This window comes from Parasphingopyxis algicola, from assembly GCF_013378075.1.
In the GTDB taxonomy this organism is placed as follows: Bacteria; Pseudomonadota; Alphaproteobacteria; order Sphingomonadales; family Sphingomonadaceae; genus Parasphingopyxis; species Parasphingopyxis algicola.
Genome location: NZ_CP051131.1, coordinates 1,507,783 through 1,531,603, shown reverse-complemented (window position 1 = coordinate 1,531,603; position 23,821 = coordinate 1,507,783). Strand labels below are relative to the sequence as shown.

The 23,821-nt window shown below is 57.9% G+C and carries 21 protein-coding genes; 11 read left to right on the top strand and 10 right to left on the bottom strand.

What is annotated here, in order from left to right:
• Positions 1-139 precede the first annotated feature (139 nt).
• The 3 genes from HFP57_RS07595 (at position 140) to HFP57_RS07585 (ending at position 2,220) form a co-directional block, all read left to right on the top strand.
• Positions 140-721: a hypothetical protein gene (locus HFP57_RS07595; protein ID WP_176869218.1), complete on the top strand. Its 582-nt coding sequence runs from the start codon at positions 140-142 to the stop codon at positions 719-721.
• Between the two features lie 463 nt (positions 722-1,184).
• The gene (locus HFP57_RS07590; protein WP_176869217.1) at positions 1,185-1,400 is read left to right on the top strand and encodes a hypothetical protein; all 216 of its coding nucleotides are present in this window, start codon (positions 1,185-1,187) and stop codon (positions 1,398-1,400) included.
• 28 nt (positions 1,401-1,428) lie between these two features.
• Positions 1,429-2,220, top strand: a complete 792-nt coding sequence (locus tag HFP57_RS07585; RefSeq protein WP_218135086.1) for a class I SAM-dependent DNA methyltransferase — start codon at positions 1,429-1,431, stop codon at positions 2,218-2,220.
• Positions 2,221-2,248: 28 nt separating this feature from the next.
• Here the strand turns inward: HFP57_RS07585 and HFP57_RS07580 are convergent, their stop codons facing one another.
• The 4 genes from HFP57_RS07580 to HFP57_RS07565 form a co-directional block, all read right to left on the bottom strand.
• Complete coding sequence (locus HFP57_RS07580) at positions 2,249-3,109, bottom strand: DUF7146 domain-containing protein (RefSeq protein WP_176869216.1); 861 nt, start codon at positions 3,107-3,109, stop codon at positions 2,249-2,251.
• A gap of 32 nt (positions 3,110-3,141) precedes the next feature.
• A complete protein-coding gene (locus HFP57_RS07575) occupies positions 3,142-3,453 on the bottom strand; it encodes a hypothetical protein (RefSeq protein ID WP_176869215.1) in 312 nt (103 codons plus the stop codon).
• Positions 3,454-3,541: 88 nt separating this feature from the next.
• Positions 3,542-3,826, bottom strand: a complete 285-nt coding sequence (locus tag HFP57_RS07570; protein ID WP_176869214.1) for a hypothetical protein — start codon at positions 3,824-3,826, stop codon at positions 3,542-3,544.
• A gap of 176 nt (positions 3,827-4,002) precedes the next feature.
• Positions 4,003-4,215, bottom strand: coding sequence for a hypothetical protein (locus HFP57_RS07565; RefSeq protein WP_176869213.1), 213 nt, complete (start codon positions 4,213-4,215; stop codon positions 4,003-4,005).
• Between the two features lie 196 nt (positions 4,216-4,411).
• On the opposite strand from HFP57_RS07565, the gene HFP57_RS07560 reads away from it, so the two are divergent.
• The 7 genes from HFP57_RS07560 to HFP57_RS07530 all read left to right on the top strand — a co-directional run bounded on the left by HFP57_RS07560 (position 4,412) and on the right by HFP57_RS07530 (position 11,660).
• On the top strand, positions 4,412-4,831 hold the full coding sequence (locus tag HFP57_RS07560) for a Ros/MucR family transcriptional regulator (protein ID WP_176869212.1): 420 nt from the start codon (positions 4,412-4,414) through the stop codon (positions 4,829-4,831).
• 364 nt (positions 4,832-5,195) lie between these two features.
• Complete coding sequence (locus tag HFP57_RS07555; protein WP_176869211.1) at positions 5,196-5,405, top strand: hypothetical protein; 210 nt, start codon at positions 5,196-5,198, stop codon at positions 5,403-5,405.
• Positions 5,402-6,142 carry a GntR family transcriptional regulator gene (locus HFP57_RS07550; RefSeq protein WP_343045263.1) on the top strand — a complete coding sequence of 247 codons (741 nt, stop codon included), beginning with the start codon at positions 5,402-5,404 and terminating at the stop codon, positions 6,140-6,142. The genes HFP57_RS07555 and HFP57_RS07550 overlap by 4 nt, the downstream gene beginning before the upstream one ends.
• Positions 6,143-6,162: 20 nt before the next feature.
• A complete protein-coding gene (locus HFP57_RS07545) occupies positions 6,163-6,999 on the top strand; it encodes a GntR family transcriptional regulator (RefSeq protein ID WP_176869209.1) in 837 nt (278 codons plus the stop codon).
• Entirely contained in the window at positions 6,996-8,843 is a 1,848-nt protein-coding gene (locus tag HFP57_RS07540; protein ID WP_176869208.1) for an ATP-binding cassette domain-containing protein, read from the top strand. Before HFP57_RS07545 ends, HFP57_RS07540 begins: the two co-directional genes overlap by 4 nt.
• A gap of 172 nt (positions 8,844-9,015) precedes the next feature.
• A complete protein-coding gene (locus tag HFP57_RS07535; RefSeq protein WP_176869207.1) occupies positions 9,016-9,762 on the top strand; it encodes a lasso peptide biosynthesis B2 protein in 747 nt (248 codons plus the stop codon).
• 17 nt (positions 9,763-9,779) lie between these two features.
• Positions 9,780-11,660, top strand: coding sequence for an asparagine synthase-related protein (locus HFP57_RS07530; protein ID WP_176869206.1), 1,881 nt, complete (start codon positions 9,780-9,782; stop codon positions 11,658-11,660).
• 463 nt (positions 11,661-12,123) lie between these two features.
• On the opposite strand, the gene HFP57_RS07525 is transcribed toward HFP57_RS07530, so the two are convergent.
• Positions 12,124-14,358: a S9 family peptidase gene (locus tag HFP57_RS07525; protein WP_176869205.1), complete on the bottom strand. Its 2,235-nt coding sequence runs from the start codon at positions 14,356-14,358 to the stop codon at positions 12,124-12,126.
• Between the two features lie 5 nt (positions 14,359-14,363).
• Positions 14,364-17,120, bottom strand: a complete 2,757-nt coding sequence (locus HFP57_RS07520; protein WP_176869204.1) for a TonB-dependent receptor — start codon at positions 17,118-17,120, stop codon at positions 14,364-14,366.
• Positions 17,121-17,466: 346 nt separating this feature from the next.
• On the opposite strand from HFP57_RS07520, the gene HFP57_RS07515 reads away from it, so the two are divergent.
• Positions 17,467-18,381: a HEPN domain-containing protein gene (locus HFP57_RS07515; protein ID WP_176869203.1), complete on the top strand. Its 915-nt coding sequence runs from the start codon at positions 17,467-17,469 to the stop codon at positions 18,379-18,381.
• A 7-nt stretch (positions 18,382-18,388) separates the two neighbouring features.
• On the opposite strand, the gene HFP57_RS07510 is transcribed toward HFP57_RS07515, so the two are convergent.
• From HFP57_RS07510 to HFP57_RS07495, 4 genes are all read right to left on the bottom strand, one after another.
• The gene (locus HFP57_RS07510) at positions 18,389-19,444 is read right to left on the bottom strand and encodes a FecR family protein (RefSeq protein WP_176869202.1); all 1,056 of its coding nucleotides are present in this window, start codon (positions 19,442-19,444) and stop codon (positions 18,389-18,391) included.
• Positions 19,445-19,939, bottom strand: a complete 495-nt coding sequence (locus HFP57_RS07505) for an RNA polymerase sigma factor (protein ID WP_176869201.1) — start codon at positions 19,937-19,939, stop codon at positions 19,445-19,447.
• Positions 19,940-21,092: 1,153 nt separating this feature from the next.
• Positions 21,093-22,247 (bottom strand): S-methyl thiohydantoin desulfurase family protein, encoded by a 1,155-nt coding sequence (locus HFP57_RS07500; protein ID WP_176869200.1) that lies wholly within the window; start codon positions 22,245-22,247, stop codon positions 21,093-21,095.
• On the bottom strand, positions 22,244-23,797 hold the full coding sequence (locus HFP57_RS07495; protein WP_176869199.1) for a hydantoinase/oxoprolinase N-terminal domain-containing protein: 1,554 nt from the start codon (positions 23,795-23,797) through the stop codon (positions 22,244-22,246). The genes HFP57_RS07500 and HFP57_RS07495 overlap by 4 nt, the downstream gene beginning before the upstream one ends.
• Between the last annotated feature and the right edge of the window lie 24 nt (positions 23,798-23,821).

Here is a 23,821-nt window from a genome sequence, read left to right as displayed (position 1 = left end):
TCTTCAATCTAACTTGGCCGGACAAATGAGATTTCCATGATAGCGTTGGCGGGCGGAGATCGTCGCACACTTGAGTCGGTGCGAATAGCGGACTGCGGACTTTTGCCCATATGCTATATCTTGCAAGATGGATGACGGAATGATCCAGCTGACAGCCGAGCTGAGATTTTGGTGGCGGGACACGGCTCCCGATGCCGTTCGGGACTGGTTTTTCGACGGCCGGCGTAACCTGCCCTTGGAGACGCGGCTGGATACTTATTTCGACCCCGGCAATCCTTCTCTGGGCATCAAGCGCCGCGGCGATAGCGATGCGCTAGAGATCAAGACGCTGGTCAAAGACGATGTTGGGCTGGGTAGCGGTTTGGCCGGACAGCTTTGGGTCAAAGGTGCCTCGAGTGCGGCGATCTATAGCGAAAGCGGGGTCGATATCTCCAAGCGCCGCTTTTTGCGAAGCTTGTCCATCGACGGGCAAGAGATGGTCGAGCAGGAGCATGGTCGGGCCGAGATCCGGCACGAGGTATCAGCATGCACGATCGAACTGACCGCGGTTCATGTCGGAGAGGAACCCGCCCTTTGGTGGTCACTGGGATTGGAAGCGTCTAGCGGTCTTGAAGACGCGCCATCTATCCTCTCCGCCATCGTCGATCGCACACGGATTGCCGACCTGCCGCTCATCAACGCGGTTTGCGCGAGCTATCCGCAATGGCTGCGCCGCATCTAGACGGATACGTAAGGCGATTCCGGTCTGCGACATGCATCGCTTCGCTGAATATGCTACAGTCAAACTGTTGCGATCGATGCGGATCGCGATGAAACCCTTTGGAGGAGGAGATGGACGTCACAATAACCGTGCGGGCTGGAGAGCCGAATCTCGATCGCACGGCCAATATCGACAAGGACTAGGATTTGGCGGGAGCGATAGCCGTCGCGCTTGAGGCCTTTCGCTGAGAATTTCCCAACATTCCCATGCTTGATGCCGGCACCGTGCAGTTTAGCCAGGCCCGTTAGCGCATGATAAATCAGTTATCCGCGCCTCCACATATCTGGACGAATGAATATGGCATACCGTTTGCGGCGGGTATCACCGCCGCGCGCTCTGTCCGAAATCCCAAGGGCAGCAAACCGACGACCGTCACCGCCGCGTTGAACGGCGAGGGGGCGACGAAAATGGACATGCATCCGACGTGAAACGACGACAATCGCCGCATCCCGAAATCGACGCTGAGGCAGTAGAGACCGATGCTTGGGCGGTGTTTACGAATACCGAACTCAAAGCCAAGCTTACAGCGCTTCGCAAGCTCGTCGATGGTGACATGCTTTCGGACCGTTCGACGAGCAACCAGCGCGCCGAAATCGCGCTGATCGAAGGCGAACTGGCAAGGCGACGCAACTCCGACTGAACCATGAAAATCGAACAGAGGATGAACCGTGCTGAGTGACCTGCCCAAAACCCTTATCGAAAGACCGCGCAATGTGCGCTTTCCCAAGGAATCCTCCCATGAGTTCGATCAGAACCAGGCGTTCTTCTTTCTCGAAGAGGATGGTAAGGAGCGTAAGATCCGGTTTCACGATTATGATGAAATCTACGACCGCCCGGGTCTTTACGAACAGCTCTTCTATGAACGCTTGCAATGCTCTTCGCCGAAGCGCGTGGCCGATGCGCTCGCCGAAGCGGTCAACGAAGCCGAGGAGCGGATGGAGGGGCTGCGTGTCTTCGATCTCGGCGCCGGCAACGGTATTGTTGGCGCGGAACTCAAGCGCTTCAACATTGCGCGCCTGGTCGGCGCCGATATCCTCGCCGAGGCGAAAGAAGCCGCGATGCGCGATCGGCCCGGCATCTACGATGATTATGTGGTTGCCGATGTCACCCGGCTCGACACGGCGCAAAAGCGATCGCTCGAAGACTGGCGGTTCTCGGCGATGACGACGGTCGCCGCGCTCGGGTTCGACGATATTCCCGCCGAAGCCTTTTTGAGCGCCGCAAACATCATTTCCGATCGCGGCTGGCTCGCCTTCACGATCCGCACCGATTTCCTCGCCAATGAAGACGCGTCGGGCTTTGCGCGGCTGATCAAGGCTCTGCTCTACGAAGATTTGGTCGAGCTTCATCATCTCGAACGCTATCGACATCGGCTGTCGATCGATGGCGATCCGATCTTCTATTTCGCCATCATCGCCAGAAAGCGCGGTCCGCTGTCGAAAACGCTGCTGGACGCTTGAATGCTCTACGCACCTGAACGCCTGATGTTTATGCGGATTGTACGAGCTTCAGACCGTCGATCCAGTCGCCATCGTTCCATGGCAGCTGGACTTCGACTGTGCGGCCATCGGCGCCCAAAGCGAGCTTGGCATTGACGACAGCCCGTGCGGCTTCTCGTCCATGATGCGAGAAGAGGATGATCTTCGAGACATGGACCGGAATGGCGATCTGCGGATAGCGCTCACTTTCGCATACGGCCCAACATATATGTCCTGATTGCTGGGTTATGGCGAGCGCGTCCTCGATTGTCGTGGTGAGGCCAAGCACACCGTCCTCAGCCAGGCCGCCCAAGCGAACCGCACCGCCGCCGGGCAGGCCCACGATATGCTTTGGTTGACCGATGCGCGCCGTTTTTCCGCTGTCCTCGTCGAGAAAGGTCTGTTCCAGAGCGATGATCCCGGTCGCATCTTCGATCGGGGCGAGCAGAGCCGGATACCATGATCGCTTGCGCGGCTGACCGGTGGGCATGCGGGCGCTGAACCGCAAGTTCAGGTTCTGCGTGTCGATACCGCAGCCGTGCAGGTAATGTTCGGCAAGGGTGCCTTTGATCGCTGTGCCTTCGGACCAGATCGAGCGCACCAGCGCCCGATATTCATCCTCCTCGGGAACCGCGCCGCGATATCCGCCGGTTGCCGCCGAAATGCCTGTCCGGCGCAGCGCGGCGAAAATCTGTTGTGGCGTACAGCCTGCAAAACAATGGAACAGAACCGCCTTGTCGCCGATCCGGACAGACAGCCACGAGCCGTCATCCTGATGCACGGGGCACGGGCACAGCGCATAATCGCCGTGCCAGGCGCCCCGGAGCCGGTCGACGACATCGCGCGCGCGATCGGCAATCGTAAAACTCACCGCATCATCCTTCAGCCCGTGCGATGCGGCGCTTAGCTCTCGGGCGAATCGGGGTCGGGTGCTGCGTCCGCTTCCGGAGCCCTATCCTCCGTTCCCATCGAATCCTCCGGCATCGTCGTGTCGCCGGCATCCTCTGCCGGATCGACGGACGGCGTCGGTGGATAGTCGGGCGGCAGCGCTTCGGGGTCGATTTCATCGCCGGCGGGTTCCTCGATCATTGCGCCATCGGATTCTGCTTCATCAACCGAGACGTCCGGCGTTTCATTTTCTTCGGGATTGCCGCAGGCCGCGAGCGCCAGCAGTGCGGACGCGGCCAGCAGGGAATGTCCAGATCCTGTTTTCATGATGACCTCCATCGGTCCAAAAAGGCGCCGCAGCCACGCGATACAGGGGGAGGGGCAGCCTGGCTGCGGCCCAGTTCGATTTTGGCGGTTATTGCGGGTCGGGCTCGCCATCGCCGTCCTGGTCGAAGGCGTCCGGCGCACCGTCGCCATCGGTATCCCAGGTATCGGGCCGGCCATCGCCGCGCTGATCCCAGGCATCCATCACGCCATCGCCATCGGTATCGATGGTGGCCGGCGGCCGGCTGTTTTCCGGGGGTGCGGTCTCAGGCGCTTCCGTGGGCGGCGGTTCGGTTCCGGTGTCCTGCGCCAGTGCCGGAGTGGCGGCCAGGGCAGCACTGCCAAGCAGAGCGCCAAACAGGGGCATGGTTTTCATGATGATCAACTCCTCAATGGGCCCCCGTACACCCTGAGGATCGTGTTTCTGGCACAACAGTCTAGGGGGTAAGCGGTCGGCGGACCACGAGGTGCGACCGAAAGAAAAAGGGCTGAAACTCATCGATAAAATCGCGCGCTTCACCCCGGTTTCCGGTAGTCGACGCTTGTGGTTGCTCATTCTTTCCATCGGCTTCGCCGGCGCGCTGAGTCGATACAGTCCGCCATCTTCGCGTCGGTTCCGACAGCCATCCAGAGATGCGCGAGCACTTCATCATCATCGGCGATGTCGTAGGCGAACGGCACATAGACCACCTCAGGGGCTTCCAGAGCCAGCGCAAAATCATCGCTGACCACTTCTTCCGACACGTCATGATCGAGCGAACACAATTCGGCGATCGCTTCGGGCGAGGTCTGCCGATTTTAGGGACGGAGATATTGAGGAACGTGTTGCATCATCATCAGATTCCCGATCGTCTCACGCTTTTGGGCGTAGCTACTTAAAAAATTCGAATGTCTGATAAAATCGTGTATCGGTCCGGCAGGAGCCGGTATCCGGCCGCCCACAGATTCAAGGACCGAACAAATGGCCGAACCGACAGATATGACCGAAGCGCTCATCACCCTGACCGCCGATATTGTCTCGGCCCATGTCAGCAACAACAGCGTCGCCGTGTCAGACCTGCCGTTGCTGATCCAGAACGTCCATAATGCATTGACCGAACTGAACGAAGCGAACGCTCCGGAAGAAAAACCGGAGCCCGCGGTTTCGATCCGCTCCTCGATCAAGCCGGACTATATCGTGTGCCTTGAAGACGGCAAGAAACTCAAAATGCTCAAGCGCCACTTGATGACGCAATATGGCATGACCCCCGACGAGTATCGCCAGAAATGGGGTCTGCCGGCCGATTATCCGATGGTCTCGCCAAACTATGCCGAGCAGCGCCGCAAGCTGGCGAAAAAAATCGGTCTTGGCCGCAAACCGGGTAAGACCAAGAAGCGTTAGCTAAGCCTGAGCGCATCGGCTTTGTGAACCGGCCGTCCTTTTGAACCGCTTTTTGACGAACTGACGGTGCCGCAATAGCGGTCACGCCTTTGCCGCCGACGATTCGGTATATCCGAGAAGAATCACTTTCTCGGTTGAATGGGGCACACACGCCAATCGCGTTATGATCACTGGACGCGCGGCCATCTGTGGCCGGCGCCGGACGAGGTGTTGCTGGAAACACGTCCCGTCATTTTTGCGACATCAACCCATGATATACATATATAGGTGATAGACGAAATTTAGCTCCATATCGGATATAGATTCATAGGCATAACGTGGCCTATATGTAGGTATTCGATTCGATATAGATAGGAAAAGTCTGATGGCGATGCCTAAACCCATGAACCGGTCTCCTGAAACCGGTTTTGAGCAGATACCCTCGGATCTGTCATTGCGCATGATCGCGGCATTGACGCCCTTGTGCGGTGAGGATCGCGAAGAACTGGTCGGACAGTTCGAGATCGCCGCCCGGGCTTATTTGCAGCGGCGGCGCCAAGTGGCTGTCCGGGGCGGCGGTACGAAAATTTTATGATCCCACAGTCAGGCCTTGATCGCGACTTGTCCGCTGTGCCTTCGGTCGGATCGGTTGTCGTGCGTTCACCTATGGACCGTTCTCAGGTCCGCCAAGGTGTGAATTCGGCCTATACCCGGCTGAAAGCTAGGCTTTGCACCAACCACTACCCGCCTGGAACGCCGCTCGGAGCGGACGCGCTTGCGCATGATCTGGAAATGGGCGCCACGGCTGTCCGCGAGGCGCTGATCTGGCTTGCAGCCGAGCGGCTCACCGAGTTCGATCCGCATTCGGGTTTTGTGGTCAAGCGGGCGACACAGAGCGAAATTGCCGATCTCTACAATTTGAATCAGGATTTGCTTGAAGCGGTGGCGGCCCGGATCGACCGCACCGTTGCAGCGAGCGATGGCGCAAGGCTGTTCCACCAGGCGCGGCGGATTTGCGAAACCGATGGCTGGACCAGCGCCGGTTTTGCCGAATTGACCGGTCGGCTTTTCCACGCCATCGCCGGGCGGTCGGACAATGCGGAAGCTGTCTACGCTGTTTCGGGTATCAGCGATCGGCTCCACGGTGTGCGGTGCGTCGAATGGGCCGTGCTCCCCGCCGCCGCCGCGGAGCTCGCCGAGCTGTGCCACATTTTCTATCGCGCGGAGCCGGGTGAATTATCCGGAAGTCTTACAGCCTATCACGCGTATCGGCTCGCAAGAATCGAGGAGATATGTGACGCGTTTGGCAAAACGGCGCTGATCGCCGCTTGAGCTGAAACGGATGAATATGAATGCGCAGCTGCCGGAGGGCGGCGAACATCAACATCGACAGGGGTTGGATCGACGACGAGGCCGGATTGTCCGGACGGCGGTCGGTATCGAAGATTGGGGGAAGTGAACGCGGCGACCCGGTCGCCGCAGGACGATTGTCACCCGAGGAAACGACCATGAAACTCTCAATTTCCCCGCAGAAAGCCCTTGAGGTCGGCGCGGAAAACCTTGTCTATACCCATCTTCGACAGATGGTCATGCGGCATGAATTGCCACCCGGCCAGCGCATCTATCCCAAAGAACTCACCGATGAGTTGAGGGCCAGCGTTACGCCCATCCGTGAAGCGCTGATCCGACTTTCCACCGAAACCGTCGTCAACGAAGTTCCGCATCTCGGTTTTTTCACACCCGATGTCACGAACGCCGATTTGCGTTTTCTTTATGAGTCGAACCGGCTGGCGCTCCAATGGACGTTGGATGAGATCGTGCGGCCGGACAGAAAAACCGGTCTGTTAAAACCCCCAGATGAAGTGACGCATGCCGCGTTGGCGAGCCCGCTTGAGGCCGTCGAAACGACCGATTTACTCTTCATGCATCTGGTCCGACATTCCAACGAGATCCATGCGATGCGAAATGTCTCGATATTCTGCGCGCGCACATTCTTCTCTCGCCTCCGGGAATGCAAAAGAAGCGAGGAAAAGCGCAAAGAAGTCGTTCGCCTTTGCCGGCTCTACGCCGAGCGCGATTTCGGAGGGCTGCGCGAGGCATTGGACGATTTTCACGAGGAAGGGCGCAACGGCCTTTCCAAGACCTCGGATCTTCTCGATGGTGGGACCGAGTCCAGCGCCGCGGCATGACGGCAGGCACTCGGCCTCGAAATACACCGCCCGCCGCGGCCTCGCTGCGCCAGGCTTTCGCGCTTGCGCGAATCGAAGCGGACGGGCTGGTCAAACGGCGTCTCGGTTGGGCTCTGATCTTCGTGATCATGACCGCCGCGCTTGCCGCGCTGGCGCCGATCGCCCTTAAATATGCGGTCGATGCGTTGGAGCGCGGTGAGCCCATAGGTCTTTTCGACGTCGGCGGTATGGCATCCGGCCCCGCTTTGATGCTCGGGCCGATCGCACTAGTCGCGTTCTATTTGCTCGGCCTATGGGCCTCGCGGAGCTTCGGCGAGCTGCGCTGGTTTCTCTACGGCACGGCTGACCGGCGACTGCATCGCAACCTCAGCCGGCGGCTGCTCGATCATGTGTTGAAACTGCCGATGAGCTTTCATCTCGATCGCCGCACCGGCGGGCTCAACCAGACTCTGGTGCAGGGGCTCGCCGGCTATTCGATTTTGCTCAACCATGCGGTCTTCACGCTGCTTCCCGTGCTCATCGAAGTCGTGCTGATCGGCGCGGTGCTCTTGTTCTTCCTCGAGCTTGAATTCCTCCTCATCCTGCTCTTCTCGGTTGTCGCCTATGCCGCGGCCTTCGCGATCGGCGTGCGGTCGATTATCGGACCGAGCCGGGCGGTCGCCGAGACCCAGGTCGACGCCTATGCGAATCTCACCGACAGCATTCTCAACGCCGAGACCGTCAAATATTTCACCGCCGAGCGCCATGTCGGAACCCGTTATGACGAAGCGTTGGCGACCTCCGAAAGCGAGTGGCGACGTTTCTATTGGCGCAAATCGTTGAACGGTTTGCTTGTCGCCTTGGTGTTTGCGTGTTCGCTCGGTGCCGCGATCATTTTGGGCGCAAGGCAGGTCATGGCCGGCCAGATGACGGTCGGTGATTTCGTGCTCGTTAATGCCTATATGTTGCAGATCGTCCGACCGATGGAGACGCTCGGCGCTGCCTTCCGCGATATCGCGCATGGCGCGGCGTTTCTCGAGAAGATGACCGGGCTGATGGTGCGCGATATCGAATATCCGGATCGATCCTCTTCCTCCACTGAACTAGCTCACTGTGCGCCCGGTGCCGGCAGACTGGAATTTGATGCGGTCGGCTTTGCCTATCTGCCCGGCCGGCCCGTGCTCCACGACATCAACTTCGTGGTGGCGTCGGGCCGCACGGTAGGCATTGTCGGGGGTAGCGGCGCGGGCAAATCCTCGATCATCCGCCTGCTAATGCGTCTCTACGATCCCGATAGCGGCGAGATCCGGCTGAACGGGGTATCGACACGCGCCATGCCGCTTGAGGAGTTGCGCCGCGCGATCGCCGTCGTGCCCCAGGATGCCGTGCTCTTCAACGAGAGCATCGCCTACAATATCGGTTTCGGACGGCCGAATGCTTCGCTGGCCGATATCGAGCAGGCGGCGCGCTTCGCGCATATTCACGACAAGATCACGGCGATGCCCGACGGCTACCAAACCAGAGTCGGCGAGCGTGGGCTCAAACTATCGGGCGGCGAGAAACAGCGCGTCTCGATCGCGCGCGCGGTCCTCAAACGGCCGCAACTCTTCGTCTTCGACGAAGCGACCTCGTCGCTCGATTCCAAAACCGAGCGCGGCATTCTCGATAATCTTATCGAGGTGTCGAAGGGCATGACGACACTGATCATCGCCCATCGGCTATCGACGGTCCGCCATGCCGATGAGATTCTGGTGGTCGACCAGGGCCGTATCGTCGAGCGCGGCGACCATCACGCCTTGCTCGAACAGGGCGGCGCCTATGTTGCGATGTGGAAAATACAAAATGGAAAACTTTTGGAGGCTTGAAGGTAGCATAACATAGAATTTCACAATTATTTAAATAGCTGTCTTGAGCGGATGGTTTTATTTTATCTGTTAAAAATAAAATTATAACTGGATTATAATCGTGGTAGTTTTGACTTCTGAAATATAAGATCATTAATCTATCTATAGATGATCGGGCTGCGAGGAAGACATTATGGACATGATGGCGCGTCCTCAATATTTTTTGACCGAGAAGACATTCCTCTGTCTGACCGACGGCATCTTCGTTTTTCTCGATCTCAAGAACGATAAATATAGTGCGCTCGAGCGCCAGCATACCGGCGCGTTTGCGAGGCTTGTTGGCCTCTACTCACTTCGAAACGAATCTGACGCGATCGGGCCTGCGGAAATCGCCAGCGTTGCCGATGTTATGGACGATCTCGAAACGCACGGCCTACTGACCCGCGATGCTGAAACAGGCAAGCCAGCCGAACTGATCGAGGAGCGGCGCGACCTGAAGGAACTGCTCGGCTACGAGATCGGCGAGAGCCCAGCGATACGCGTCTATCATGTGATCAACTTCTTTAGCGCGCTGATCGTCGTGAAGACCATGCTGCGCTTCGCCTCCATGGACCGGATCATCACGAGGGTGCGCCGTCGCCGCGAACGGAATCGTTCTAGGTTGCAGGATGGACCCGAAGCACCCGACCTCGATCGGGTCAACGAGATGGTCGAAATCTACAAGATGTTGAAGCCGCTGTTCGTGACGGTGAAGGACAATTGCCTGTTCAACTCCTTCTTCCTGATCGAATTTCTCGCGCGCTACGGCATCTATCCAAACTGGGTGTTCGGCGTACGTCTCAACGAATTCTACGCCCATTGCTGGGTCCAGGACGGTGATCTGATCTACGACGATTTCGTCGATACGGTCTGCCAGAACCAGCCGATCATGGCGGTTTAGCGAGGGAGAATGCAGCCATGATGTATCGCTATCTCGTCTTGCGCTGGAACAGGGACAATGATCGCGCGGCGCGGGTCGCCGCGGCCATTGCATCGAGCCTTCCCGAAGTTTCGCCGCACGAATGGTCGCGGCCTTGGTCGGCGCCGGGCATTGCCGTGTTTCATTCGGGCGAGGCAAAGGGCCGGATGCAGACCTATCGTCTGCATAATGATTCCGGCGTGGTCCTGGGCCGGCTTTTCAGGAACGGATCGGACGGCGAATACCATTCGCAGATCGATGATTTCGGTGAAGTGGACACCCGAGCCTGTCTAGATTCCAAGGGTCAGCATTTGATCGATAAATTCTGGGGCCGTTATGTCACGTTCCTGCACGAACCGGACAGCGGCACGCTGTTTGTCATGCGCGATCCGAGCGGGGCGTTTCCCTGTTTCTTTACCGAGTACGAAGATGTCGAGATCTACTTCTCCGACATGCAGGACGCGGCGAATTTCGAGTTTCTGCCGTTCACGGTGAACTGGGAATATATCAAAACCAACATCATGCTGCCCCAGTATCAGAAGACCCATACCGGGCTGAACGAGGTCGGCGAGATATTGCCCGCGGAATGCGTCGAGATCGCGCCCGAGGGCAGGACAAGCCGATTCGTCTGGAATCCCTACGAAATCGCCGAAACCGATCCAATCGAGGATCCCGAGGAGGCGGCGAAGCTCCTGCGTAAGACCGTCAGGAATACGATCCAGGCGCTCTCTGGCTGCTACGACCGTATCATCCACAATTTGGGCGGGCTTGATTCCTCAATCGCGCTAGCCTGTATGGCAGATGCGCCCGATCGGCCGGAGATCACCTGCGTCACCCATTATACCAAGTCGTTGCGCGGCGAGGAGCGGTTCTACAGCCGGCAGGCAGCAAACAAGGCGGGCGTTCCGTTGGTCGAATGCGAGCTCGATTATCGGAACGCCAACCTCTCGCGCGTTTTTGAATCGAACAAGCTGGCGAACCCGCTGGGGTTTTTCGATTGCATCGGATTGAACGGCCATGTCCTTGCGCTCGCGCGCGAGAAAGACGCGCAGGCGCTCTTTTACGGCGTCGGCGGTGACCAGGTATTCTATCAGCCTCCGTTCAACCTCGCCGCTCTCGATTATGTGCATTATCACGGCTTCGGGAGGGACACGCTGAAGGTTGCGATGGAGGCATCCCGCTATGGCCGGAAGACCTTGGCCACGACGTTGCGGAGCATGGTTCGGGAGAGATTCTGGCCGACACCCTGCTACGACTATGTGCACGATGTCTTGTTTGCAAATTACAAACTTCCCCTCGTCAATCCCGATTTCGTTGGCACGGTCGGGCATGAGTGCTTCCTACACCCACTTCTTCAGCCGGATGATCGAATGGCGAAAGGAAAGTATCTGCATATTCTTATGTCGGCCTTTGCGTCGAAAGAATACTACAATCATTGGGACGCGGACTATCTTGCCGAACGAGTACACGTCTATTTGACTCAACCAATCATAGAGGTGTGTCTACGCATACCGGCCTGGGTGATGACGTACGCCGGAATCGAGCGCGGACTCGCGCGGAAGACTTTTCGTCACGACCTTCCACGAGATGTTGTCAAAAGGGTGAGCAAGACTGGTCCCGACGCATATTACAAAGATATTTTTGAGCACAATATTGACCTCGTTCGGGATTGCCTGGGTGACGGCATCATGGCCAGGCAGCGAATTTTTTCACAGGAGAGGCTGTTGCAAACGCTGAGTGGCGAGGATGTGTTTTTGACTGCCGTGCCCCATCGAATTCTAGGTTATCTCGCTATCGAGGCATGGATTAGAAGTTGGGCCGAACGGCCGACGGCGCAACCCAGACGGCTGACCGACACAATGCCAAGTGCTGCTGGATGAGAGGCCCAAAGAACACCGACGTTACGGAGGTATACCATGACAGAGATGGGCAGAGTCTCCAAAAATACGATGGGTCCTATCGACTCCACTGGGATAGATGTTTTTGGATATAGAATGTAGATTATATACCTATTTATAAAAAATCGAAATATAGAACATTACACATGATTATTATTTAAATATTATATAATATAAAGTATTTATAATGCTGGAAAAATATTTCAAATTTCCCTAGTTTTTACTTGCCGGAATAACCCGGCTAACCCAACGCAACATGAAAGGAAATCACTATGATTGCTCTTGGAAAAATTTCGGAAACCACCAAAGGTGGGGCTCCTATCGAGGCTGTCGACGAACTCGACCAACGTCCGTAGTTATAGGACACTCCGAAAATCAAAAGCCGGCGTGCAGGTGTTCGCCTGCACGCCGGTTCTTATTTGAAACGGTGGCTTTGTCGCCACTGTCAGTGTTCTACGATGAAACGCCATCGCTCATATTGCCTGGCTTTCTCGAGACTAAGATCCTCTTCTCCCAAAAGCCAGAAAAGAAACCAATCTAGATTTCGCTCGGCTGATTCTTTTTGCAAACTCGGAACTGAAATACCATGGCCGGTCTGCGGATAAACGATGTATTCGGTCGGGACGCCGGCATGTCTTGCTGCCTTGGCCAATCCGATCATACCAATTGCCAGACTTTGAGCGCCAGCTTCGACCAGGATTGCTGCTTCAACGCCCTCCAGATGCAGATCTGCTGAGAGCTCGACATAGTGTTCGGGTACTTCATATAAGCTTCCGCCATGGACAATGTCGTGAACATTCCTGTTCAGTTCTCCACGCATCAGTTGATACATCGCTATTTTGTTGCTCAGACCTTCAGCGAAACTTGCTGCGCGGAACATGTTCGTGCGACTCAAAATCAGTGACGCTAACCAAGCGCCGTGACTGTGGCCTGAAATAGCCAAACGCTCCTGATCCGCAATGCCTTGTGCGATCAGATAATCAATCCCGGTCACTATGTCTTGGATGGGTTCGCCGTCTATCTCTGCCGGGTCGGCGAACTGTCTGCCATAACTCTGGGTGCCACGGTAATTTGGGATAAATACTGCCATGCCGTGCGACGCATAAGCCTCGAGCGGGTAGGGCCATATGGAAAAATATCCAATAAACTCATTGGTCATTGGGCGAGACGGGCCGCCATGAACGAACGTTATGAGAGGCCAAGGCCGTTCACTGCCCATCGATGCGTCCGGTACCAAGAGCCAACCATGGGCGCGCGTTCCATCTGCACTGTCCCAGGTTATTTCTCTAGCGATAGGCAGGTCGACATTCGACAACTCATCGTTCAGATTCGTCAACTGCTGGCACCCTTCCGCATCGCGCCAAACGTAAATCTCGGGCGGGCGCATCAGACTCTGTTTTACGAAAACAACTGTTTCGAAGTCGCCGCTGAATCGAACCAGCGATGTATCTCCTACAAGATCTGGACACAATTCGACTGGTTCCACATCCCCCACGGGCGATACGCGATCAATCCTGCGCACACCTTCGACTGTTCTCTCTATGTAAAAATAATCATCTCCAGCAGTAATAAAACCTGGTTGATCGCTATAGGTGCTCATCTCGATTTCGTGCCATATCTGTTGCTCGTCCGCGATGGAGCCGCTTGCCGGAAGATCTATCGCCGCCCATTGGGGAAAATGCGGATCAATCCAAAGATCAGATAGAGCAACACGGCGCAGGAAAATACGATTTCCCTCCGACAACCACTCACCTCCGGAAAAACTGCTACCGGGTTGGCCATGTTGAGGAGGGTCAGCCTCCGCAATTACCTGAAAACTATTTTCACCGATTCGATATATTCCAACGCTGGTTCTCAAAAACGAAGCAAAACCTGTCATTTCGCTATCAACATAGGTTATCGCCAAAAGGTCTGACTCCGGAGACCAATGGAAATCTACTACTCGCCCGGGAGTATCGATTTGCTGGACAGAATCGCCTCCCAATGCGGCCAGCCAGAGCGTCGATATGGATTGGCGCGCGTCAGATCGGCGCGAGCCCGGATCTACAAAATCGTAAACGCTGAGGTTATTGATATCGACTAATATGCCTTCCTCGCCGTTGTGCATTCTGTGATACAGCGTGTCTCCTTGATATGAGATTTCTTGGGTGACATACGATACCGAACGGCCGTCCGGCGAAAGACGGAAGGAAATAACCGGATGTCTTGCGCGGGTTATTTGTTCGATCTCTTCGGAATCTAAATCATAGGTGACTATTTGTGTTGATCCGCTGTTCTCCAGCAGAAATGCGAGGGCATTTCTTCCACGCATCCATTGGAAATTCCGTCCTGATTGAATTTCTACGGGAAGAGGCCTGTCAGTTCGGGAGGCTGTGCGCCTAATGCGAACCTCTCGAACTAGATTATTGTCGTGGAGCGATTGGACATCGGTGACATAGACAATCATCCGGCCATCCGGAGACAGTTCAAGCTCTCGTACGCGATTTACCGAAAAGTAGCTACCGATGGTGATCTGGTCGTTGTCAAAACCGCTGCTTGAATCGGTACTGTGCGCAGGCGACGAAAAAAAGACCAACGCCAGCACCGCAACGAATGGGACTGGAATCCTGATAGAGCGGATATGCTCGGATACTATGTGTTCTTCACCCTCGCCAAACAGTGCGAGCGCATGACGGCACAAGCAGGTCACCAACTTTTGGTTATCTGAAGAGCGACAAAACGGCCAAGCGGGTTCGAGTTAGTTGGATCGAAGGCATTGGGAGTAAATTGATCACTGGCGATAAAAGGAGGATCTTGGTCGAAAAGATTGAGCACACTCAAGGAAAACCGTATATTTCGCAGAAATGCATGTCTTTCCCGCTCACCAGCATCGTAGCTGAGATTCAGATCAACGGTCGTCCAACTATCAACGGGAACGGCAGGGGAAACCCGGTTGTCCGAATATCCATCGACATAGTTCACGAACAGACTGGCGGCAAAGCCATCCCTCGTCCAGGTAGCTCCTCCCCGCAAACGCAAGTCGGCCGGATTGAAGATGGTATCAACAACGTCAAAAAGAGGCGATTGAGGTGTGATGCCTCGTTCCTGTTCGAAGATGTAGTTTGAATTGAAACTGAAATCCAAATTTCCGATCGAAGAACGTGTACGATAGGAAAGATTAAGATCCACACCACTTGTGTTCGCTCTCGCCAAATTCCTTAGCCTATTGTCGATGAGTACGTCGATATCAGACCCGGTTTGAAACGCGCCACCAGAAAAGTCGAAGACACCAGCTTGGGATTGCGCAACAGATACAACTTGATCCACTAAGGCTGGATCCGGATTTCTTACTATAATTTCAGAAAATAGATCTGAGTTAGGCAAGATAGAGGATATGCTGTTTGTCGGCGTGTCTATCCTGCCATCAAATTCTATATCAAAATAAGTCAAACGGGCCTCAAAAGAACCAGACTCGAATTCTTTAGTATAGTCAACTCCGGCGGTCCAAGTGGTCGCCTCTTCGGGTCCGAGGTCGTCTGCGGCAGTCTGATTGAGAAGTACTAGTGAACTACCATTGGGGGATAGTGGATCGGGCCGAAAACGGATATTAACAATGCCTCCTCTAAGATTCCCGATTTCCGCCAAATTGGGCGGATTGAAGGAAGTCCCGAATGTCCCACGAAACCTTAGGCCGCTTAGGGGAGACCAGACGACGCCAATTTTGGGATTGAAGGTATCTCCAAATTCGCTGAAATCATCATATCGTCCTGCGAGCGTGATCTCGAGCCGCTCAAGGCCAGGCTGTCTGTTGTCCGGTCCGAAAATTGGGATGAGTGTTTCAGCATAAGCGGCAGCAACCTCGCGCTCGGCATCATTTTCGAAGGCATCAGATAACCCATTAAAATTGGAGAAATCTTCTTCCCGATAGCTTAATCCGAAGGCGACCTTCACGTCGCCTCCTGGGACGTGGAACGCCGTTCCATTTAGCAAAACATCAATCGACCACAGCTCTGAATCTATATCCCTTTGGGCCGGAAAGGAGCCGGTGATGTCAGCGATTTCCGAAACACTATGAAAGTCCGCGGACGTCACTAAAAGCCAGTCGCCTCCCAAGGCCGACTCCAAACTGACAGAAAAGCCGTATTGCTCGCTACTGGTGTCGCTAAACCTGGGAAACCCGAATCCGAAAATACTGCTGAAAAACTGCGTATCGCGTTTCGAATAAATCCCGTGCCCGCGCAACGTGAATGATTCGCTCAGATCCTGTGTTATCGACAGCAAGGCGCTATGGCGCTCCTGTTCGGGCAGTAGATCATGGGGCAAAAATTCGTTGATGGAAAAATCGCGCTCTTCAGCACCGAGACTGTCCCGGTCATAGAAGTCGTAGGAAAACAATATGCTACCGGAATTCCATTCTGTCCCGAGAGTTACGCCAGCTCGGATTTCGTCGACGCCTCCCTCCGTAGCCGTTCCATGACGTCCATAGACCTCAATACCTTCATAATCTTCGCGGAGCCTAAAATTAACGACACCTGCAATCGCATCCGCGCCGTAGATTGCGGACGCACCATCAGCCACGACATCTATCTGTTCGATCGCACTGAGCGGAATGGTAGAAACATCAACAAAATCTCCGACTTCTCCACTTGGGGCCAGCCTACGGCCATTGAGGAGGACCAACGTTGCCCCGGACCCAAGGCCTCTTAGGTTAACTCCGGACCCACGTGTGCGATTGAAGGCGGCATTCCGATCATTTGGCAAGGCCGGAACATCAGCACTCGATCCGCCCCCAAAATTCTGCGGCAAGCGATCGATGAACTGCTCAACCGTTGAAACACCCGAGTTCTGAATATCCTCTCGATCATAGACCTGCGCCGGCGAGCTTTCCGGCGCGATGCCGCGGATGTTGGTGCCGGTGACGACGATCACCTCGTTTCGGCGCCGCTCTTCATCCTCGATGGCAGCCGCAAGGAGCGCGCCTGTTTCGGCCGTCTGACCGTTCTGCCCTTGCGCCGCGCCGGCGGCCGACGTTGCGCTTCGCCGCGTCGGCCCATTCGCCGCCAACCGCGTTTGCCGCTGTGCCGCCCGACCGGACGCCGCATTGCTCTCGCCGCGCACGGCCGCAGTCGTTCGCGCGTTTCGCGGAATGCGCACGCTGTACTGGCGCGCGCCGTTGCGCACGGCTTCGAGCGGGGTGCCGGCGAGCAGGATGGAGAGCGCCCGGCCATGTGTGTGCCGGCCGGTGAGCGCGTTCGTGCGCATGCCCGCCACGGCGTCCGAGGAGAACAGCACCTGGACGCCGGCCTGGCGGGAGAATTCGCGCAGGGCGGCGCTGGCGGATTGTGCCGGGATGTTGAAATCGGCGCTGCGCTGCTGGACCATGCTTGCCTGGGCCGCCGTGCCATGGACCGCCATGACCGAAATCGAAGCGCCGGCCAATGCCAATACCATCAGGCCGGACATGCGCTTGCCCCGCCCTCGAACGACCACGCGCCGCGTTCCGATTTTTCCGCCCATTATGAACCCCCGTTTTTTTGCCCTTTCAGTAAACTACGGGGCAGCGCGCGATCCCGCTCTATTGCGATGGTGGCGATATGCGCGTCTCGGCTGGCGGTTCTCCGCCAGCCGGCACAATGATCCGGCGATGAGAGCGATCGCTCTTGCCTCGGCCGCCGCGATGTCAGCGGGGCGGCGGGACATCATGCCGCCGCCAAACCCGCCCTCGGCCTGTCGCCAAAAACGGTGACGGCGGTCGCCGCGCCAAGCTCCGATTGGCACCGGGACTCCGGACCGCTAATGTCGTGCGGTCATGCGCCGCGATATCGATCATCTGCCCCTGCGCAAGCAAATCGAGCTCGAGCGCGTCGAGGCGATCCTGCACGCCGAGTTCGATGAGGCGCTCAAGGCCTCGACGAAACCGGCCGTCCGGCGCGGGCGTATCCTGAAGATCATCCTGTTCGGATCGCATGCGCGCGGCGAACAGGTCGAGGATGCGAAGGGCGGATATTTCTCCGATTACGATCTGCTGATCATCGTCAACGATCAGGCGCTCGCCGATATGTCGGTCTATTGGTACGCCGCCGAGGATCGGATGCTGCGCGATCCGGAGATCAGGACGCCGGTCAGCTTTATCGTGCACAGCCTTGAAGAGGTGAACAGCGCGCTGGGCCAGGGCCAGTATTTCTTCTCCGACATCGTCCGCGACGGTATCGCGCTTTACGAACTCCGCGGCACCAAGGCTTCGGGCAACAGCCGCTTCCGGCTGATAGAGCCCAAGCCGCAGACACCCGAAGTCGCGCGAAAAATGGCGCAGGACTATTTTGATCAGTCATTCTCTGGCGCGCAGGATTTTCTGCACGGATACGCCGACGCCTTGCAGCGTGGCAATTTGAACAAAGCGGCGTTCGACTTACACCAGGCCGTGGAGCGTCTTTACACGACAGTCCTGCTGACACTGACGCTCTACGGGCCGAAAACGCACAACATCAAATTCCTGCGCTCGCTCGCCGAAGAACAGGACACGCGGCTGATCGACGCCTGGCCGCGCGCAACCAAGCAGGATCGGCGTCTCTTCGAGCTGCTCAAGCGCGCCTATGTCGAGGCGCGCTATTCGAAACATTATACGATCACCGCCGACGAACTCGCCTGGCTCGGCGAGCGGGCCGAGGCGCTCAAGTCGGTTGTCGAAACGATCTGCACCGAAGCGCTGCGGAAAGACGGGTAGGGGGCGGCTATCCGCCACCATATCCGGAAAGCAGAACCTCGTCGCCGCGCCGCTCGACCCGGATCGGGAAAGCGGTTTCGAGGAGCGCGAGCGCGCCGTCGATATCGCCGGCCTGGAGGCGTCCGCCGACCCGCAAATCGCGGATCGCGTCATCGGCGATGACGATCTCGGTCTCGGTATAGCGCCCGATCACCTCGACAACTTCCTCGACCGTCTCGCCGTCGAAATCGAGCATGCCGTCGCGCCAGGCCAGCTGGCGTTCGACCGCCTCGGGCGCCAGCGTCAGTTCCTCCGCCCTGCCGCCCCGCAGCGCCGCCGCCTGACCGGCCGTGATCGCGACGACGACCGGCGGACGGCTTCCGGCGTCGGCCGCATCGCTTCTTTCCGGGATAATCTCGACTTCGCCCTCCGTCACCGTGACATCGGCCTCGGCCCCGTCGACGAAAATGCTGAACGCAGTCCCGACCGCGCGCACATGGCCGGCCGGGGTCTCGACGATGAACGGCCGCTCCGCATCGTGCGCGACCTGGAAATAGACCTCGCCGTTCAAGAGTTCGATCCGGCGTTCCCCGCTGCTGAACGCGACCTCGATATGGCTGTCGGTATTGAGCTCGACGACGCTGGCATCGTCGAGCGTCACGACCAGGCGTTCGCCGATATCGGTGCGGTATTCGGTGGCGCCGAACGGCAGGGCGACCAGCATCACCAGCGCGAGCGCAACCGCGGCGATCGCCGCGAAGGCGAATTGCGGCCGCCGGATTATCGGTCGCGGGCGGTAGGTCGAAACCGGCTCCGCCTGCGGTCCGTCCGCATGGATATCGATCGCGCTGCTGCCATCGGCCCGGTCGCGCAGTTGCGAGAGACTGTCGAGCTTCTCCCAGAGCGTTTCGAACCGGGCCATGGCCTGGCGATGCGCGGCATCCTCGTCGAGCCAGGCTTCGAAAACCGGCCAGTCGGATTGCTCCATGTCGCCGGCATCGATGCGCACCAGCCATTGAGCAGCAGCGCTTTCGGCGGCCGTACCGGGTTCGATCGGCGAATCGGAGTGTCTCTCAAATGTCACCTAGGCTGATCCTCGTCCTTCGCCGTTGACCGCGCGCGGCGGCGTCGCTTCGCTTTTCTCTTCGAATTCCGCGAGCACGCGACCGACGCTGATCGCGATATAGTTTTTGACCGTGACGGGCGATAGGCCCATCTCCTCGGCGATCTCGATATAGCTGAGATTGTAGACCTTGCGCAAAACATACACCTTCCGCTGCTGCGGCGGCAGATTGGCCACGGCCGTGCACAGCCAGTCAAACTCTTCGCGGGCGATCGCGTCTCTTTCCAGGTCGCTGGTCACCTGGGGCACACCGGCCTGCATATGGATCGCCTGGCGCGCGGTATTCGCACGCCGGATATGATCGATTGCAAGCCGATGTGCGGTCGTGAAGAACAGGCCTTGCGGCGAGCGGCGTTGATCCGCCACCGCATAAGCCTTTACGAAGGTGTCCTGCACGAGATCTTCAGCGATGTCCGGACAGTTTACGATTCCGGTTACATAGCGTTTGAGCGCCATGCGACATTGCATAAACGTCTTTAGAACCGGATCGGTACGATCCATCGCTGCGTCCCCTCTGCCGTCCACGCGCCGTTATGAACCGCAAACGCCCCCCGAGCGCGGATTCAGACTTCACGACCGATCAATTGTTACGTTCCGGTGACGATAAACAATGAAGCATTTTGGATGTAGTTTAAACGGGGTTAACAGGCGGTGGGATAGGGATGGAGGTCGATATCGAAGATCGATTCAGATCTTCGGATAGTCGAGCGCGTGCTTTCAAATTGTATGATGATGACAACTGATCGTCTAAGTCGGGTGATTGGATAGGTATTGCGGGAGAATTGGATAGTTTTGTATCGCGAAGCATATCTTGCCGGAATTTGCGTGACGGAAACCCGGCATTTGGTTTCGCGGGGCTGACCCTATATAGGCCCGCATGAAATCCCGCGCGGGCGGACGGGCGGGAATCGCATGCCGTTTATGGGCCGGGTACCGCGAAATAGGGCATGGCCGTTTTCGATGCGCTTGTGAAAGGGCGCAACCCGATGACGGGCAAGGTCCAAATAGCGGGCGCTGTGATCTCACGCGTTTCCACTACCCGGCCCACCCGTATTGGCGCCGCCGCATTTCGGTTGTGCCCTGCACCTTGCCCGATGATCAAAGACCGTGCATGATGGTCCGGCATCCGGATTGCCGGATGTGGGGCGTGGAAACCCCAGCGAGATCTGATGGACCGGGTGCCGTGACCAGGGCTGGTTTGGCATTCGGGTATGCGTCCCCTCAGAGTGGGCGCATGGGTGTGGCCATATTCGGCCTAATAAGCGGGCCCCATACTCGCGGGGTTCCAACACCCGGTTCACAAGACCCGATCCACGCTCCTTTCGTAGAATGCGTTCAGGAGCGATGCGATGCCCGGGAAAAGAACGGAATTCTCCTATAACTGCGCCGGTTGTGGCACATGGGTCGCCGCCCTCAAGCCAAGCCAGGCATCGGGACCGGTGCGGCTTTGCGCCCGTTGCGGACCGAGCGAAGCCGACATTCTGCCGCTGATCCTTCACGGTTTCGCAACGACGCTTGCCCACAGCTGCAAATCGCGCCGCCATATCCCGAAACTGCGCGCCGTACCCGATCGCGATCCGGCCCCGGATCGGGCGGACCAGCGTTCGGGTCAGGAGATTGCCGCAGGGGAAGAGCCGGCGCTCAAACGCTCGAGCGGTTGATAATCATGATCCAGCCCGAAAGCCCGGGGGCCGAATACCGCCAGCGCTTCGGGCGTGCGCATCATGGCGGGCACGCTGAGGCCGACAAGCGCAATTCGCTGTCCATAGCGCATCGTCTCGGCCGTGATCGGAACCCCGGTTTCGCTGTCGAGCATCACGATGAGGTCGGGCACCATCGCAAGCGGGCCCTCCGGACCCAGGGCGAGCAGATGTTCGTTCTGGAACTGCACATGAACCGGGCCGTCGGAAGCGGTCGCGCATTCTATTACGGCATAGCCCCGGGAAAAACCGCCGCTCGTCTTGCGATCGACATCGACGATTTTGCCGGCGCATAACCGGGCGGCATGGCGATCGGAGGCCACGTCCGTATTGAGCCCTGCCACTATCCGTTCGGCCGGATCGTCGGCGTGGCGCGCTTTCTGGATAAGTTTGCCGATCTCCAGCGCAAGCGTCAGCGTTCCGCGCACCGCGGCATGTTTTACCGCAGCGCCGCTCAGCGGATAGAGCGTGCCTTGGGTCCCGCCATGCATGCCGATGATGACCTGCCGCCCCAGCCGCTCGATTTTGCGGTTGTCCGAGGACTCGATGATCACGCTGTCGCCATGATCGTCGACGAAGATCAGCGGGGAGGCGCTATAGCCATAGATGTTGAACGTCACCATCTGCAGTTCGGGAAAGGCGCGCCCCATGCCGTCGCAGTCGATCAGCGGCAGGCCGGTGCGCAACGCGAGGATCAGGGGGATCGTCGCGTTGATGCCGCCGGATTCGCCGGCGAGGACGGCATCGAGTTTGCGGCCGAGATGGGTTTCGAGCTTGCGCAGGGCTGTTTCGGCAGCCCCGATATTGGGAAAGCGTTCCAGCAGGACGGTTGGCGCTCCCGCTGCGCCAGCACCCGCCGCCAGCCAATCGTCGGGTACATCCTCCACGTCGACGAGGCGGATCGTGCCGCCCTTGGCCAGTTCGCTTTCGAGCAATAGCCGGCCGATATACGGATCGCCGCCGCCACCGCAGCCCATGAAGCTGGCACCCAGCGCGAACGCACGGACATCGTCCGCGCTCAATTCCCAATACCGTCCAAGACCATGATTGTGGGGCGCGTTCATGCCGTTTTCTCCAGATCGAGCTCGCCGACCATTTTCGCGCGGACGCGGACCGCGCCGCCCGGCAAATAGGTGAGCGGCACTTCTTCCAGATCGACGAGTTCGACGGTCCGCGCGCGGGCGCCGGCGGCCACCGCCCTCTCGCGCGCAAGAGTACACGCCTCCTTGAGTGCCTGTTCCCGCCCGATCGCATCGAACGCGAACACCTGATCGACCTCGCCACCGACCTGGGCGAGCGCCGCGCCGACCGCGTTCGCTACGGCGGCATGGTCCGGCACGATGAGCCGTGACGCGCCGGCAAGATCATGCGACAAGAGAATCGCGCCGCCGCCGACAAGGATAACGGGCGCCGGGTCGGCGCTCGTCTTGATACGGTCTATCGCGGTTTCGGCCATCAGCTGGATGTGTCGGTCAGCGGCCCGCACTTCGTCCTCCGGCAGGCTAGCGAGCCGGTCGCGATCACCGATATCCGTGCGGCCTGCCGCCGCGGCGATATCGGTGGCGGTGAGTTGTGTGCCGCCGAACAGCATCGCTTCTTCCATCAACCGGTGTCCGGCCGATCGCGGCCCGATACGCACGGGATCGCCGAGTTCGACATGGCTGCCGCCGCCCAGACCGATCGACACTATGTCGGGCATGCGGAAATTGGTCTGCACGCCGCCAATCTCGACCGCCAATCCGCTTTGCCGGGGAAAGCCGCCTGCCACCACACCGACATCGGTCGTCGTTCCGCCGATATCGGCGACGATCCCGTCTTCGATACCTGACAGGAAAGCTGCGCCCCGCAAGCTGTTCGTCGGCCCCGATGCAAAGGTGCGCACCGGATAGTCGCGCGCATCGGCAGCGGTCATCAATGTGCCGTCATTCTGGCTGAAAAAGAGTGGCGCTTCGATGCCGAGTTCGGACAGGGCATCTTGGCAGGCCGTCGTGACGCGCTTCGCCGTGGTGGCGAGCACGGCGTTGATGATCGCTGCATTCTCACGTTCGAGCAGGCCGATCCGCCCGAGCCTGCTTGAGAGAGTAATCGCCGCTTCGGGCACAATGTCAGCCACAATATCGGCGGCGGTCTTTTCCATTGCATCGTTGATCGGCGCGAATACCGAGGAAATGGCGATACGATTGAGCCCTTTGACCGCCATATCGCGTGCCGCGGCCGCGATTTCGCTTTCGTCGAGCGGCGCGATTTCGATACCGTCATATTCATAGCCGCCATGCACAGGATAGACGCCCCCATTAACCGCAGCGGCAAGACTATCGGGCCAGCCGGCAAAGGGGCCAAGATCCCGGTTGGCCGGAAGCGAGAGGCGCAGCACCGCCACTTGGTCAAGCCCCGCGCGCTCGACAAAGGTGTTGGTGAATTGGGTGGTGCCAAGCATCACCGCATTGATGAAGGGTGTCTTGGAGCCCGTCTTGGTCATCAGCTCGCCGATCGCATTGGCGATACCGTCACCTATATTCACGCCTGTCGGCGATTTGACGGTCTCGACGACATCGTTGCCGTCCATGAGCGCCGCATCGGTATTCGTGCCGCCGACGTCCACACCGATGCGCATATCATCGCTCCTGTTACAGCAAAC

What these genes read in the sequence shown, in the direction of transcription:
- HFP57_RS07595 (WP_176869218.1), top strand. Translation starts at nt 140, where the DNA reads ATGATCCAGCTGACAGCCGAGCTGAGATTTTGGTGGCGGGACACGGCT.
- HFP57_RS07575 (WP_176869215.1), bottom strand. Translation starts at nt 3,453, where the DNA reads ATGAAAACAGGATCTGGACATTCCCTGCTGGCCGCGTCCGCACTGCTG.
- HFP57_RS07570 (WP_176869214.1), bottom strand. Translation starts at nt 3,826, where the DNA reads ATGAAAACCATGCCCCTGTTTGGCGCTCTGCTTGGCAGTGCTGCCCTG.
- HFP57_RS07560 (WP_176869212.1), top strand. Translation starts at nt 4,412, where the DNA reads ATGGCCGAACCGACAGATATGACCGAAGCGCTCATCACCCTGACCGCC.
- HFP57_RS07555 (WP_176869211.1), top strand. Translation starts at nt 5,196, where the DNA reads ATGGCGATGCCTAAACCCATGAACCGGTCTCCTGAAACCGGTTTTGAG.
- HFP57_RS07550 (WP_343045263.1), top strand. Translation starts at nt 5,402, where the DNA reads ATGATCCCACAGTCAGGCCTTGATCGCGACTTGTCCGCTGTGCCTTCG.
- HFP57_RS07545 (WP_176869209.1), top strand. Translation starts at nt 6,163, where the DNA reads ATGCGCAGCTGCCGGAGGGCGGCGAACATCAACATCGACAGGGGTTGG.
- HFP57_RS07540 (WP_176869208.1), top strand. Translation starts at nt 6,996, where the DNA reads ATGACGGCAGGCACTCGGCCTCGAAATACACCGCCCGCCGCGGCCTCG.
- HFP57_RS07535 (WP_176869207.1), top strand. Translation starts at nt 9,016, where the DNA reads ATGGACATGATGGCGCGTCCTCAATATTTTTTGACCGAGAAGACATTC.
- HFP57_RS07530 (WP_176869206.1), top strand. Translation starts at nt 9,780, where the DNA reads ATGATGTATCGCTATCTCGTCTTGCGCTGGAACAGGGACAATGATCGC.
- HFP57_RS07520 (WP_176869204.1), bottom strand. Translation starts at nt 17,120, where the DNA reads ATGTCCGGCCTGATGGTATTGGCATTGGCCGGCGCTTCGATTTCGGTC.
- HFP57_RS07515 (WP_176869203.1), top strand. Translation starts at nt 17,467, where the DNA reads ATGCGCCGCGATATCGATCATCTGCCCCTGCGCAAGCAAATCGAGCTC.
- HFP57_RS07505 (WP_176869201.1), bottom strand. Translation starts at nt 19,939, where the DNA reads ATGGCGCTCAAACGCTATGTAACCGGAATCGTAAACTGTCCGGACATC.
- HFP57_RS07500 (WP_176869200.1), bottom strand. Translation starts at nt 22,247, where the DNA reads ATGAACGCGCCCCACAATCATGGTCTTGGACGGTATTGGGAATTGAGC.
- HFP57_RS07495 (WP_176869199.1), bottom strand. Translation starts at nt 23,797, where the DNA reads ATGCGCATCGGTGTGGACGTCGGCGGCACGAATACCGATGCGGCGCTC.